This window comes from Streptomyces sp. Je 1-4 4N24 (assembly GCF_026239515.1).
In the GTDB taxonomy this organism is placed as follows: Bacteria; Actinomycetota; Actinomycetes; order Streptomycetales; family Streptomycetaceae; genus Streptomyces; species Streptomyces nigrescens.
This window is the reverse complement of sequence record NZ_CP110836.1, coordinates 4,060,652-4,073,826: the sequence shown is the minus strand read 5'-3', so window position 1 is coordinate 4,073,826 and position 13,175 is coordinate 4,060,652. Positions and strand designations below refer to the sequence as shown.

The 13,175-nt window shown below is 70.7% G+C and carries 7 protein-coding genes and 1 pseudogene; 2 read left to right on the top strand and 6 right to left on the bottom strand.

Features of this window, described 5'->3' with window-relative positions:
• Positions 1 to 71 precede the first annotated feature (71 nt).
• Positions 72 to 8,282, bottom strand: a complete 8,211-nt coding sequence (locus SLV14N_RS17505; RefSeq protein ID WP_263270032.1) for a non-ribosomal peptide synthetase — start codon at positions 8,280 to 8,282, stop codon at positions 72 to 74.
• 391 nt (positions 8,283 to 8,673) lie between these two features.
• Positions 8,674 to 8,892, bottom strand: coding sequence for a DUF397 domain-containing protein (locus SLV14N_RS17500; protein WP_263270030.1), 219 nt, complete (start codon positions 8,890 to 8,892; stop codon positions 8,674 to 8,676).
• A gap of 78 nt (positions 8,893 to 8,970) precedes the next feature.
• Here SLV14N_RS17500 and hisS point away from each other — a divergent pair, with 78 nt between their 5' ends.
• Both hisS and SLV14N_RS17490 read left to right on the top strand, forming a co-directional pair.
• Complete coding sequence (hisS, locus tag SLV14N_RS17495; RefSeq protein WP_263270028.1) at positions 8,971 to 10,377, top strand: histidine--tRNA ligase; 1,407 nt, start codon at positions 8,971 to 8,973, stop codon at positions 10,375 to 10,377.
• 44 nt (positions 10,378 to 10,421) lie between these two features.
• Positions 10,422 to 11,033 (top strand): hypothetical protein, encoded by a 612-nt coding sequence (locus SLV14N_RS17490; protein ID WP_263270026.1) that lies wholly within the window; start codon positions 10,422 to 10,424, stop codon positions 11,031 to 11,033.
• Between the two features lie 227 nt (positions 11,034 to 11,260).
• Here the strand turns inward: SLV14N_RS17490 and SLV14N_RS17485 are convergent, their stop codons facing one another.
• The 4 genes and pseudogenes from SLV14N_RS17485 to SLV14N_RS17470 form a co-directional block, all read right to left on the bottom strand.
• Positions 11,261 to 11,458, bottom strand: coding sequence for a DUF397 domain-containing protein (locus tag SLV14N_RS17485; protein ID WP_263270024.1), 198 nt, complete (start codon positions 11,456 to 11,458; stop codon positions 11,261 to 11,263).
• Positions 11,455 to 11,616, bottom strand: a pseudogene (locus SLV14N_RS17480) (transcriptional regulator); the annotation flags it as partial. The pseudogene SLV14N_RS17480 and the gene SLV14N_RS17485, both read right to left, overlap by 4 nt.
• A gap of 480 nt (positions 11,617 to 12,096) precedes the next feature.
• Complete coding sequence (locus SLV14N_RS17475) at positions 12,097 to 12,294, bottom strand: DUF397 domain-containing protein (protein WP_263270023.1); 198 nt, start codon at positions 12,292 to 12,294, stop codon at positions 12,097 to 12,099.
• The gene (locus tag SLV14N_RS17470) at positions 12,291 to 13,127 is read right to left on the bottom strand and encodes a helix-turn-helix transcriptional regulator (protein ID WP_263270022.1); all 837 of its coding nucleotides are present in this window, start codon (positions 13,125 to 13,127) and stop codon (positions 12,291 to 12,293) included. The genes SLV14N_RS17475 and SLV14N_RS17470 overlap by 4 nt, the downstream gene beginning before the upstream one ends.
• Positions 13,128 to 13,175: the final 48 nt, after the last annotated feature.

The window sequence follows — 13,175 nt, the reverse complement described above, 5'->3', positions numbered from 1 at the left end:
GGGGAACAAAGCGGACTCCTCAGGGAACTGAACAGAAAGGGACCGGCCGGGCGGACTGCGCCACCGGCGGTTCAGGACGGGCGGCGGCGCATGGAACGGAGCGAAGGACGGGCCTTGCGGGCGCCGTCGAGCTGCTGCGCGAGCTGGGCGACCGTCGGATTCTCGAAGATCGTCCGCACGGTGACCTCGGCGCCGAGCGCGGCCCGGACCCCGCTGATCAGCCTGGTCGCCAGCAGGGAATGCCCGCCCAGCCGGAAGAAGCTGTCGTGGATGCCGACCTCCGGCAGCCCGAGCAGCTCGGCGTAGAGCGTGCAGAGCGTCTCCTCGCGCGGTGTCCGCGGTGCCTGGTGCCCGGCGGACGGCGCCGGCCGGCCCGGAGCGGGCAGTGCCTTGCGGTCGACCTTGCCGTTCGGCATCAGCGGCCACTGCTCCACCACGACGACCGCGGAGGGCACCATGTGCCGGGGCAGGCTGCCGGAGATCTGCTCCAGCAGATCCTCGGCGGGAAGCGGACCGGACAGCTCCGGGAGCAGCTCGGTGTACGCCACGATGCGCTTGTCACCGGGGCTGTCCTCACGGACCAGCGCCACCGTCTGCTTGACCCGCGGATGGGCGTCGAGCACCGCCTCGATCTCGCCGAGTTCGATGCGGAAGCCGCGCACCTTCACCTGGGCGTCCGTCCGGCCGACGTACTCCAGCTCGCCGTCGGCGCGCCAGCGCACCAGGTCCCCGGTGCGGTACATCCGCTCCCCGGGCGCACCGTACGGGTTCGCCACGAAGCGCTCCGCGGTCAGCGCGGCCCGGTTGCGGTAGCCGCGCGCGAGACCGTTCCCGGCGAGGTACAGCTCACCGGGGATACCGGCCGGCACCGGCCGCAGCCCCGCGTCCAGCACATACACCCGGGTGTTGGGGACCGGGGCGCCGATGGGCGGGACGCCCTCGCCGGACAGCGGGCGGCTCATCGTGGCGGCGACCGTGGATTCCGTCGGACCGTACGAGTTGATCATGCGGTACCGGGTGGCCCAGCGGCCGGCCAGCTCGACGCTCACCGCGTCGGCGCCGGTCACCAGGGTGCGCAGATCCGGCAGTTCACCGTCCGGGAGCGTCGCCAGGGTGGCCGGCGGGATCAGCGCATGGGTGATCCGCGCGTCCCGCAGGACCTCGGCCAGCGCCTCGCCGGCCAGCGGCTGCCCGTCCGGGACCACCAGGGCGGCGCCGGTGGTGAGCGCCATGACCAGCTCGATCACCGAGGCGTCGAAGCTGGGCGAGGAGAGCTGGAGCACCCGGCTGTCGCCGTCGAGGAGGTAGTTCTCCCGCGCGGCGGCGGAGAGGTCGGCCACTCCGGCGTGGGTGATCTCGACGCCCTTGGGGCGGCCGGTGGAGCCGGAGGTGTAGATGACGTAGGCGGGGTGCCGGGGCTCGGCGCGGGCGTCGAGGGGCGTGGTGGGCGCGTCGTTGAGGTCGGCGACGACCACGGGGTCGTCCAACAGGAGGCGGGGGCAGTCGGTTTCGGGGAGGGGGAGGCCGGTGAGGGTGATCAGGCAGGTGGGGCGGGAGTCGTCGAGCATGTAGGCGATCCGCTCGGCGGGGTACTCCGGGTCGACGGGCAGATAGGCCCCGCCCGCCGTGACCACGGCCAGCATGGCCACGATCAGGTCCGCCGACTTCGGCAGCGCCAGCGCCACCACCCGCTCCGGGCCCACGCCCTGCTGCACCAGCAGCCGGGCCAGCCGGTTCGCCCGCTCCGCCACCTCCGCGTAGCGGTAGGTACGGTCCCCGTGGACCAGCGCCGGAGCGTCCGGAGCCTGGGCCACCTGTGCCTCGAAGAGCGCGGGCAGGGTCGCCCCGGCCTCGCCGCGGGTGGTGTCGTTCGAGCCGGAGAGCAGCCGGTCGCGCTCCTGCGGAGCGAGGATCTCGATCTGCCCGACCGTGCCGTCCGGGTCGGCGACGGCCGCCCGCAGCACCCGCAGCAGCCGGTCCGCGACGCTCACGACGGTCCGGTGGTCGAACAGGTCGGTCGCGTACTTCACTTCGAGACCGATTCCGTCCGGGACCAGGTCCGCGTCCTGCCGCTCCTCCCAGAAGAAGATCAGGTCGAACTTGGCGATCTCGTTGGTGACCTTGGGTGCGGTCGCCTCCGTACCGGGGAAGTCCAGGGCGCCCTGCTGGTAGCTCTGGAGCGTCGTCACGACCTGGACGAGCGGTGAATGGGACAGCACCCGGTCCGGGTTGACCGCCTCGACGACCCGCTCGAAGGGCACGTCCTGGTGCGCGTAGGCCGCCAGGTCGGTCTTGCGCGCACGGGCCAGCAGCTCGCGGAACGTCGGGTCCCCGGACAGATCGGTGCGCAGCACCAGGGTGTTGATGAAGAACCCGACGAGGTCGTCCAGCGCCTGGTCCGTACGGCCCGCCACGGCGGTACCGACCGGGATGTCGGTGCCGGCGCCGAGCCGCGACAGCAGCGCGGCGATCGCCGCGTGCAGCACCATGAACAGCGTGGCGCCGGAGCTCTGGGCCAGCGCGACCAGCTGACGGTGCAGCTCGGGATCCAGCTCCAGCTGCACACTGCCGCCGTGGTGACTGGCCACCGCGGGGCGGGGCCGGTCCAGCGGCAGCTGGATCAGCTCGGGGGCGCCGGCCAGCTCACGTTCCCAGAACGCCAGCTGCTGCGAGATCACGCTGCCCGGGGTGTCCTGTGACCCCAGCAGCTCCCGCTGCCACAGCGCGTAGTCGGCGTACTGGACGGGCAGCGCACCGCGTGAGGGCCGCCCGCCCGCCAGGCGCGCGCCGTACGCCTCCGACAGATCACGGGCCAGCGGCGCCATGGACCAGCCGTCGCTCGCGATGTGGTGCATCACCACCGCCAGCACATGCTCCTGCTCGTTCAGCGAGAACACCCGGACCTGCAGCGGGAGTTCACCCTCCAGCCCGAAGGGGTGCAGGGCCGCCTGCGCGAGCGCCTCGGTCAGTTCGGCTTCCCCCGCCACCGGGACGAAGGTCACGTCCGGGGTGAGCTCACCGGCCGGCAGGACCTGCTGATACGGCTCACCGGCCTCCTCCGGGTAGACGGTGCGCAGCACCTCGTGCCGCTCCACCACGTCCGCGACCGCGGCCCGCAGCGCGTCGTGGTCCAGCGGACCGGTCAGCCGGATCCAGGTGGGGATGTTGTAGGTGACGCTGGAGCCCTGGAGACGGTGGATGAACCACAGCCGCCGCTGGGCGAACGACAGCGGAACCCGCTCCGGGCGGCCGGCCGCCACCAGCGCGGGCCGGGCGCGCTCGGCCTCGTCGAGCCGGGCCGCGAGCCCCGCCACCGTGGGCGTCTCGAACACCGCCCGGATGGACAGTTCCACGCCCAGCGTGCCGCGCAGCCCGGCGATCAGCCGGGTCGCCAGCAGCGAATGGCCGCCCAGATCGAAGAAGCTGTCGTCCACGCCCACCCGCGGCAGGCCCAGGACCTCGGCGAACGCACCGCTCAGGATCTCCTCGTGCGCGGTGCGCGGCCCCCGGCCCGGGGCGTGCGCCGATCCGTAGTCGGGCACCGGCAGCGCCCTGCGGTCCAGCTTCCGGTTGACGGTCAGCGGCAGCTCGTCGAGCAGGACGAAGGCCACCGGCACCATGTAGTCGGGCAGCTGCCCGGCGGCGTACCGGCGCAGCTCCGCCGGGTCCGGGGAGCACCCGGGGGCGGGCACCGCGTAGCCGACCAGCCGCTTGTCGCCGGGCCGGTCCTCCCGCACGATCACCGCGGCCTGGGCGAGTTCGGGGTGGGCGCCGAGAACGCCCTCGATCTCGCCGAGCTCGATCCGGAAGCCCCGGAGCTTGACCTGGTCGTCGACGCGGGCGATGAACTCCAGCTGTCCGTCCGCCCGCCACCTGCCGAGGTCACCCGACCGGTACATCCGGCTGCCGGGCGGCCCGAAGGGGTTGGCGACGAAGCGGGTGGAGGTCAGGTCGGGCCGCCGGTGATAGCCGCGCGTCACCAGGTCTCCGGCGATGTACAGCTCACCGGGGCTGCCCACCGGGACGGGCTGCAGCCGCGCGTCCAGCACGAACATCTGGGTGTTCCAGACGGGCCGGCCGATGGTGACCACACCCGCCGGGACGGTGTCCCCCGGCTCGATCCGGTACTCCGAGCAGCCGACGGTGGTCTCCGTCGGACCGTACTCGTTGATCACGGTCGCCCCGGGGTGCCGGCCCCGCCACTCGTCCAGCACCTCGCCCATCAGCGATTCCCCGCCGAGCACGAGCTGTTCGTCGGGGGAGAACACGTCGGGCAGCTCGATCAGCAGCGGCAGATGGCTCGGGGTCGCCTTGACGAAGCTGGGGCTCTGCCGGCCCTCGGCCGCCGCGCTCGACGCGTCCAGTTCGATCAGCTGCACACAGCCGCCCGAGGTGAGCGGGGCGAACAGACCGGTCGCCGTGAGGTCGAAGGCGACCGGGGAGTGCACCAGCGCCGTCCCCGCGACGCCGGGGTAGGCGGACCGGGTCCAGGACAGATAGCCGTCGAGGGAACGGTGCTGGACCGTGACGCCCTTGGGGCGGCCCGTGGAGCCCGAAGTGAAGATCACGAAGGCGGCGTTGTCCAGCGACAGCGGGCCGCCCCGGTCCGCGTCGGTGAGGTCGGCGGCGGACTGCGCCGCCACCTCGGCGGCCGTAGCGGGCTCGTCGAGCCGCAGCAGCGGGCAGAGGGCCGGGACCTCCTCGACCACCCCGCGCCCGGTCAGCACCAGCACCGGCGCCACGTCCGCCAGCATGAAGCCGAGCCGGTCCGCCGGATAGGACGGGTCCAGCGGCAGGTAGGCGCCGCCGGCCTTCAGCACGGCCATCAGCGCGACCACCAGCTCCACCGACCGCGGCATCGCCACGGCGACATAACTCTCCGGCCCCACGCCCCGGGCGGCCAGCACCCGGGCCAGCCGGTTTGCCCGCTCGTTCAGCTCGCGGTAGGTCAGCGCACTGCCCTCGTGCACGACGGCGGTGGCCTCCGGAACATCCGCGGCCCGCTCCTCGAACAGCTCCGGAACCGTCCGCCCGGACAGCTCGCGCCGCTCACCCTGCCACGCGTGCAGCAGCCGGTTCCGCTCGGCGGAAGTCAGCAACTCCAGCTCCCCGACCGGCAGATCGGGTCCGGCGACGGCCGCGCCGAGCAGCCGGACCAGCCGGGCGACCAGCGCCTCGGCCGTGGCCTGGTCGAAGAGGTCGGTGGCGTACTCCAGCAGCCCGTCCACCCCGGCCCACGAGCCGTCGGCGGCCTGCTGCTCCCAGGTGTGGAAGGACAGGTCGAACCGCGCGGTCCGCCGCGGCACCTCCTCGGGCACGGCGTCGAGGCCGGCCGTGGCCGGGCCGTGGTCCGGGATGTTCTGCGAGGTGAGCATCGTCTGGAACAGCGGGGTGTGCGAGAGCGTGCGCGCCGGGTTGACCGCCTCGACGACCCGCTCGAAGGGCACGTCCTGGTGGGCGTAGGCGGCCAGGTCGGTGTCCCGGACCCGGGCGAGGAGTTCGCGGAAGGTCGGGTCGCCGGAGACATCGGTGCGCAGCACCAGCGTGTTGACGAAGAAGCCGACAAGGTCGTCGAGGGCGTCATCCGTGCGTCCGGCGACCGCGGTGCCCACGGGGATGTCGGTGCCCGCACCGAGCCGCGACAGCAACGCGGCGACCGCGGCCTGGAAGACCATGAAAACGGTGACATCACACTGCCGGGCCAGCCGCGCCACCCCCTGGTGCAGCTCGGCGTCCAGGGCGAAGCGCACGCTCGCGCCGCGATGGCTGGCGACAGCGGGACGGGGCCGGTCGAGCGGCAGCTCCAGCAGCTCCGGCAGCCCCGTCAACTGCTCACGCCAGAAGTCCAGTTGCCCGGATATCAGGGTCTCCGGGTCGTCCTCGCCGCCCAGGATCTCCCGCTGCCAGAGGGTGTAGTCGGCGTACTGGACGGCGAGCGGCCGCCAGGTGGGCGCCGTGCCCTGGTGGCGTGCGGTGTACGCGGCGCCGAGGTCCTTGAGGAGCGGGGCCGTGGACCAGCCGTCGCTGGCGATGTGGTGGGTGAGCAGCAGCAGGACGTGCTCGTGCTCACCCAGACGGAACAGGGCGGCGCGGAACGGGTTCTCGCGGGTGAGGTCGAAGGCGTGGGCGGCCTGTCCGGCGAGGTCGTGGGGGAGCTGCTCCTCGGTGGTGTCGAGGAGCGGGAGACCGGGGTGCGCCTGACCGGCGGGGGAGACGGTCTGGTGGGGCTCGCCGTCGCGCTCGGTGATACGGGTGCGGAGCGGCTCGTGCCGGTCGGTGAGGTCGGCCAGGGCGGTGGCCAGGGTGGCGTGGTCGAGCGGCCCGCTGAGCCGGAAGGCGTGGGGGATGTTGTACGTGGGGCTGGGGCCTTCGAGCTGGTAGGCGAACCAGAGGCGGCGCTGGGCGGGGGAGAGCGGAAGGTGCGGCGGGCGTGGGGTGACGGGCGTGAGGGGGCTGCGGGTGGTGGATGCGGTGGCGAGCTGGGGAGCCAGCGCGGCGACAGTGGGGTGCTCGAAGAGCGCGCGGACGCTGATCTCGGCGTGCAGCGTGGTGCGGATACGGCTGATGAGACGGGTCGCGAGCAGGGAGTGCCCACCGAGGTGGAAGAAGCTGTCGTCGATGGTGACGGCAGGCAGGCCCAGGACGTCGGCGAAGAGGACGGTGAGGCTTTCCTCGGCGGAGTTACGCGGCGCCCGCCCGCCGCTCTCCGCCTGGGAGGCATAGTCAGGAACGGGCAGTTGAGCCCGGTCCACCTTGCCGTTCGGCGTCAGCGGCCACTGCCCCAGCACGACCACCGCCGACGGAACCATGTAGTCCGGCAGCGACTCCCCGACCAGCTCCCGCAGCACCGCCGGATCGGGCGCTTCCGAGCCGCCGGTACCCGTCACATAGGCAACGATCCGCTGGTCACCCTCGCGGTCCTCGCGGACCAGCACCACGGTCCGGGAGACCAGCGGATGCCGCATCAGCGCCGCCTCGATCTCCCCCAGCTCCACCCGGTGCCCGCGCACCTTCACCTGGTGGTCGGTCCGGCCGAGGAACTCCAGCTGACCGTCCGTCCGCCACCGTGCCAGGTCGCCCGTCCGGTACATCCGGCTGCCCGGCGCACCGTACGGATCGGCCACGAACCGCTCCGACGTCAGCCCAGGACGCCCCAGATAACCCCGCGCCAGCCCCGGTCCAGCGATGTAGAGCTCACCCGCGACGCCCTCCCCGACCGGCCGCAGAGCCGCGTCGAGGACATATCCGCGCGCGTTGTCCATCAGCCGGCCCAGCGGCAGCACACCGTCGGGGGTCGGCTCACCGGGCTCCAGACGGAACTCGGCCGCGTTGACGGTCACTTCGGTCGGCCCGTACACATTCAGCACGGTGGCCGCCGGGTGACGCCGCCGCCACTCGTCCAGAACGGAACCGATCAGCGCCTCACCGCCCAGCATCAGCTCCTCGGTGGGGGAGAAGCCCGCCGGGAGCACATCGAGCAGCGGCAGATGGCTGGGGGTGGCCTTGAGGAAGGTGCACTCCGGCGCACCGCCGAACGCGTCCTCCTCCAGCGGGCCCGCCAGCACCCGGCCGCCGGTGACCAGCGGCACCCACAGCGAGGTGACGGTCATGTCGAAGGACACCGACGAGTGCCACAGCGAGGTGCCGCGGGCGCTCGGGTACGTCTGCCGCGACCAGCCGAGATAGTCGGCGAGCGCACGGTGCTCGATCACCACCGCCTTGGGCACACCGGTCGAGCCCGAGGTGTAGATGACGTAGGCGGGGTGCGCCGGACGCAGCGGGGATATCCGCTCCCCGTCACCGAGGTCCGTCTCCCCGGCCCGGGACAGCGCCTGCACCACGGCGGGGTCGTCCAGCAGCACGGCCGGCCCGGCGAAACCCTCCGCCGCCGCACCGGCCCCGGCCCCGGCCGTGGTGAGCAGGCAGGCCGGACGGGCGTCGGACAGCATGAAGGCGACGCGGTCCACCGGGTAGTCGGTGTCCATCGGCAGATAGGCGGCACCGGTCTTCGCCACCGCCAGCAGCGACACCACGAGCTCGAGTGAGCGCGGCACCAGGACCGCGACGATCCGCTCGGGGCCGACCCCCCGCTCCGCCAGCAGCCGGGCCAGCCGGTTGGCGCGGGCGTTCAACTCCCGGTAGGTGAGCTGCTCGTCACCACAGCCGAGCGCCGGCGCGTCGGGAGTTCGCCGCACCTGGTCCTCGAAGAGCTCGGGAAGCGTCAGCGCGGCAAAGTGCCGCTCCATTCCCTGCCACTGCGCCTGGGCCTTCGGACCACTCATCGGGGAACTCCTTGTGCATCAGCAGAAACGCGGCACATCACCGACGGGAGGCTAAGAACCTCGGGTTTCAGTGCGCTATTGAAGCCATTTCGCTTGCTGAGCTGGGGTTTTTCCGCGTATGGCAGGGGTCTGTCGGGACCCGGATTCAGGAAAGCGGCCCCGCTGATATCGCACCTCGATGCGTAGTGGTCGAGACAGCCGACTCCTGCGAACCGGGCCGCATCGGGGTACGGGTCGCTAGCCCTTCTCGTCCCCCCGGCACTGACATGCCGTGTCGTGGCGCAGATACGCAGGTCAGTTCAGGTGGGGCCGCGGTCGCTACTCGGCGTGCCGACGTGACAACGGCCCTCGCCGCGTGGCGAGGGCCGCTCACTTGGGGGCTGCTCGGGAGTCAGGCGGGGAACTCCTCGCCCTTGACGGCGGTGACGAACGACGACCAAGCGGCTGTCTCGAAGGTGAGCGAGGGGCCGTGCGGGTCCTTGCTGTCACGGACGGGGACGACGCCGGAGGCTGCGAACGCGGGGGCCCATTCGATGCAGTCTCCGCCGTTCCCCTGGCTGTAGCTGCTCTTGACCCACTCCACGGCGGAGAGATCGGGAGTGGTGCTCATGGGCGCACTCCTTCATGGCGTGCTGAATGAGGGCTAGCGATTCATCACGTGACAGTGCGTCGGCGCGCAGGCGGTCGTATGCCGCCCGAGCTGCGGCCACTGCTTCCGCGCCGATGCGTTTTGCCTGCGGCACCCGGCTTCCGGGACTATGGCCGTATGGCCTCGTTGAAGCAGTTTGAGCCCGCGTCCGGCACCCGCGATTTCCTCGCCGCCGAGCATGAGAGGCGGGAACGCGCGTTCGCGACAATCCGGGAAGTGTTCGGCCGCTACGGCTTTCAGCCCCTGCAGACGCCGGCGTTCGAGCGGCTGGACGTCCTCACCGGCAAGTACGGCGACGAGGGCGACAAGCTGATCTTCAAGATCCTCCGCCGCGGCGAGCATGAGGCGACCGGCGAGGCTGATCTTGCTCTCCGCTACGACCTCACGGTGCCCCTGGCGCGCGCGGCGGCGGCCTACGGCAGCCAGCTCCCCTCCCCGTACAAGCGGTACGCCATCGCTCCGGTGTGGCGCGCCGACCGCCCGGGCAAGGGACGCTTCCGCGAGTTCGTGCAGTGCGACCTGGACATCGTCGGCTCCTCCTCCCCGCTGTCCGACGCCGAAGTCGTCCTCGCCCTGCACGACGCACTGGATGCGCTCGGGGTGCCGGAGTTCCGGTTCCTGGTGAACTCCCGGCATGTGCTGTTCGGTCTGCTGGAGGCATACAAGGTCCCCGAGCACCTCGGCTCCGGTGTGCTGATCACGCTCGACAAGCTCGACAAGCTCTCGCCGGAGGCCGTCGTCGCCGAGCTGGTGTCCAACCGTGGGCTGTCGTCCGAGGTGGCGCAGGGCCTGGTGGATGACCTCACCTCGTCGGATGCGGTCGAGCGGATCCGGGGTGAGCTGAAGTCCAGCGAGATGGGTCAGGCGGGCCTGTCGGAGGTGGACCGGCTGTTGGAGTTGACGAAGGACGCGATCCCCGCTGAGCGAATCGGGTTCACGCCAAACCTGGTGCGCGGCTTGGACTACTACACGGGGATCATCTTCGAGGTCGTGGCACCGGGTATGCCGGGCTCGATCGCCTCGGGTGGCCGGTATGACGGGCTCATCGGTCGGCTCGGGGGTAAGGACTCGCCCGCCTGTGGCGGTTCGCTGGGCATCGAGCGCATCCTGCCGCTGCTGAATCAGGCCGACCAGGACAGCTACTCGCAGATTGACGTGGCCGTCACGGTCATGGGCGAGGACCAGTCTGCGGACAGCTTCCGGCTGGCGGCCGAAATCCGGCGCGCCGGGGTTCGAACGGGTGTCTACCTCGGATCCAGTGGGAAGTTCGCCAAGCAGATGAAGTGGGCCAGCGACCAGGGGGCCCGCTTCTGCGTGATCTACGGCAAGGCCGAGCGAGACGCCGGTACGGTCACGCTGCGGGACATGGACAGCGGCGAGCAGGTCCAGGTCCCGCTCGATCAGGCTGCCGCGGAACTCGCGCGGCGGTGCGCACCATCCAGTTGACGCGTAGCGGGCCCTGCCCGCTGCCGACTTTCGAGGAGGAGCGGATGGGAACGCAAGGCGATCGGATCTTCGAGGTCACGGCCGAGCGCGGGTTTCCGGACCCGTGGCTCAGCTTCGGAGACTCACTGTGTGACGAGGCGGCTCTCAGCACGGAGTTAACCCGTGCGATCAGCAAGGCCCGCAAGGAACCCACGGGCGAGGCGCGCACCGAGGCCGCCCGGGTCTTTCAGGCGAAGAAGGCGAACCTGCGCCGCTGCGCCGGGATCCTCGACCAGGTGCTCGGCGACTACGACGCCCAGGGCATGTGGACCGTCCTGGACGAGCGGGCCGGCAGGCTCGACGTCGAGGACGTACTGGAGACCTGGGGACGCACCCAGTCGCTGCATCCATTCCCCGTCGTGCTTAAGAGCCTGGAGTTCAACTGGGGCTACATGAAGGAGCACGGCGTCCGGGCGTTCTACGAGATGACCCGCGGCTACGTCTCGCGGCTCCAGGAGAACACCGAACGCTGGAATGACGCCTGGCGGGGCGAGGTCGAAACCGGAGCGGTGGACCGCATCACATCCATCGAGTGCGACCTGGCGAGCATCGAGGCGCCGATGCACTGCGACGTGTGCAAGAAGACGATCACCGCGCTGCTCTACCTCGACGGGTAACTCGCCCGCGGCGCATCAAGCCGCTGCTGGGCTGATGCGCTGCGCCCCGGCGCCGGGTGACACTGCTGACGAGGACGACGCGACGAGGCCATGAGCGAGGATCGGGGAGGCGGTCAGGGGCGAGGAAGCGGTCCGGCGCATCGTCGGACTCCGCCCGGACGTCGCGCCCGGGCCGCCGTCTTCGCGTACCAGAGACGAGGGCCGGATACTCAGGGTCTGCTGCGGGCTCAGGCGGGGATCTCCCCACCCTTGACGGCAGCGACGAACGACGACCAGCCGTTCGCGGAGAAGGTGAGCGCCGGGCCGTTGGGGTCCTTGCTGTCGCGGACGGGGACAGCGCCGGTGCCAGTGGCGGCAACCTCGATGCAGTCGCCGCCGTTGTCGCTGTATGAGGACTTGAACCAGCGGGGGGATTCGGTCGTCACGGGGTGCCCTTTCGTAGCTGCTCGATCATGGCCACGGATGCCGCCTGTGAGAGAGCTTCGGCCTGCAACTGATGGTAGGCGGTCAACAGGGGTACTACGGAGGTGCGTTCCCGTTCCAGCTGGCCATGCTGCGCGGACTCCGTGTAGGAGAGGAGGGAATTGAAGCCATTTCGCTTGCTGAGCAGGGGATTTCCTCGTACGGCGGGGGTCTGTCCACACCCGGATCCAGGAAGGCGGCCCGGCTGATGTCGCACCTCGATGCGTAGTAGCAGCGGGGCGATGTCAGACCAGGCGATCCCGTCGCAACGGGCGGCCGGCCCGGCGCCCTCGCCTGGTTCCGCCGTCGGGGCACCCCCGAAATATCTCTTCTCCTCCGCACCGCAGCCGATGCGGTACCTGGCCCGCACGGATCGGCCTCTGCCGACTGCCGCTCCTTGCCACGGGCGTCGGCGCGCTGCTGCTCTCCGTCGCTGGCCCTTCCTGGCAACCCCCAGGTACCGACAGGCCGGAATGCAGGTCAACTGGGCTGCGATGCTGCCAAGCCATTTGGCTACCCCTCGGCACTGGTGACCGAGCGGCCCCATGACAACGGCCCCCGCCGCTTGGCGAGGGCCGGTTACTCAGGGTCTGCTGCGGGCTCAGGCGGGGATCTCCCCACCCTTGACGGCAGCGACGAACGACGACCAGCCGTTCGCGGAGAAGGTGAGCGCCGGGCCGTTGGGGTCCTTGCTGTCGCGGACGGGGACAGCGCCGGTGCCAGTGGCGGCAACCTCGATGCAGTCGCCGCCGTTGCTGCTGTAGGAGGACTTGAACCAGCGGGGGGATTCGGTCGTCACGGGATGCCCTTTCGCAACTGCTCGATCATTGCCACAGACGTCGCCTGCGACAACGCTTCGGCCTGCAACTGATGGTATGCCGTCAGCATGGGCAGCACGGCTGTGCCTTCGCGCTCCAGGTGCCCCCGTGCCTGAGACTCGGCATACGCGACCACGGACCTGTCAGCCAGAGTGAGGAGGTTCACCGGCAGGTTGAACGCCCGCCTTGCTCCTATGTCGAAGGGTGCCACTTGCAGTACCCAGTTGGGGAGGGAAGCGACTTCGGCCAATCGCCGGAGCTGACCTTCCATGACCTCGGCACCACCGATCTCGTGACGGAGACAGCTCTCATCCATCACCACAAGCACCATGGGAGGCCGGGACCGCACCAGCGCGGCTTGCCTCTCCGCGAGGAAGGAGACCCGCTCTTCAGCTTGTTCGGGCGTGATGGCCCCACGCTGCACATCGCCGTCGGCCACCGTCCGCGCGTACTCCGGTGTCTGCAACAAGCCGGGGATCAGCCCGATCTGAAACAGCCGGATCTCTACCGCCCGGCCCTCGTACCCGACGTACTCCGGGAACCCCTCCAACAGGCTGCCGTGCTTGATCTCGCGGTACTCACGCTCGAACGAGTCCGGTGTGCCCTCAAGGTCGAAGACACGGTCCACGCTACGCGCGAATCGGAGAGTTGGAGGTTTCCGACCATTTTCGACGGCCGAAACATGCACGCTCGAATATTCCGCGCGTTCGGCCAGGTCCTCTTGAGTCCAGCCGCGCGCCTCTCGCAGGCTGCGTAAACGTGCTCCGTAGGCCGCTTCAGGGGAGGCGTCAGGGTTCAAGTCGTTGCGATTCAAAGGGCCTTCACTGTCCTTCCGTCCGCAAGTGACACGTTGAATGGCCCC

What these genes read in the sequence shown, in the direction of transcription:
- SLV14N_RS17505 (WP_263270032.1), bottom strand. Translation starts at nt 8,282, where the DNA reads ATGAGTGGTCCGAAGGCCCAGGCGCAGTGGCAGGGAATGGAGCGGCAC.
- SLV14N_RS17500 (WP_263270030.1), bottom strand. Translation starts at nt 8,892, where the DNA reads ATGAGCACCACTCCCGATCTCTCCGCCGTGGAGTGGGTCAAGAGCAGC.
- hisS (WP_263270028.1), top strand. Translation starts at nt 8,971, where the DNA reads ATGCCGCCCGAGCTGCGGCCACTGCTTCCGCGCCGATGCGTTTTGCCT.
- SLV14N_RS17490 (WP_263270026.1), top strand. Translation starts at nt 10,422, where the DNA reads ATGGGAACGCAAGGCGATCGGATCTTCGAGGTCACGGCCGAGCGCGGG.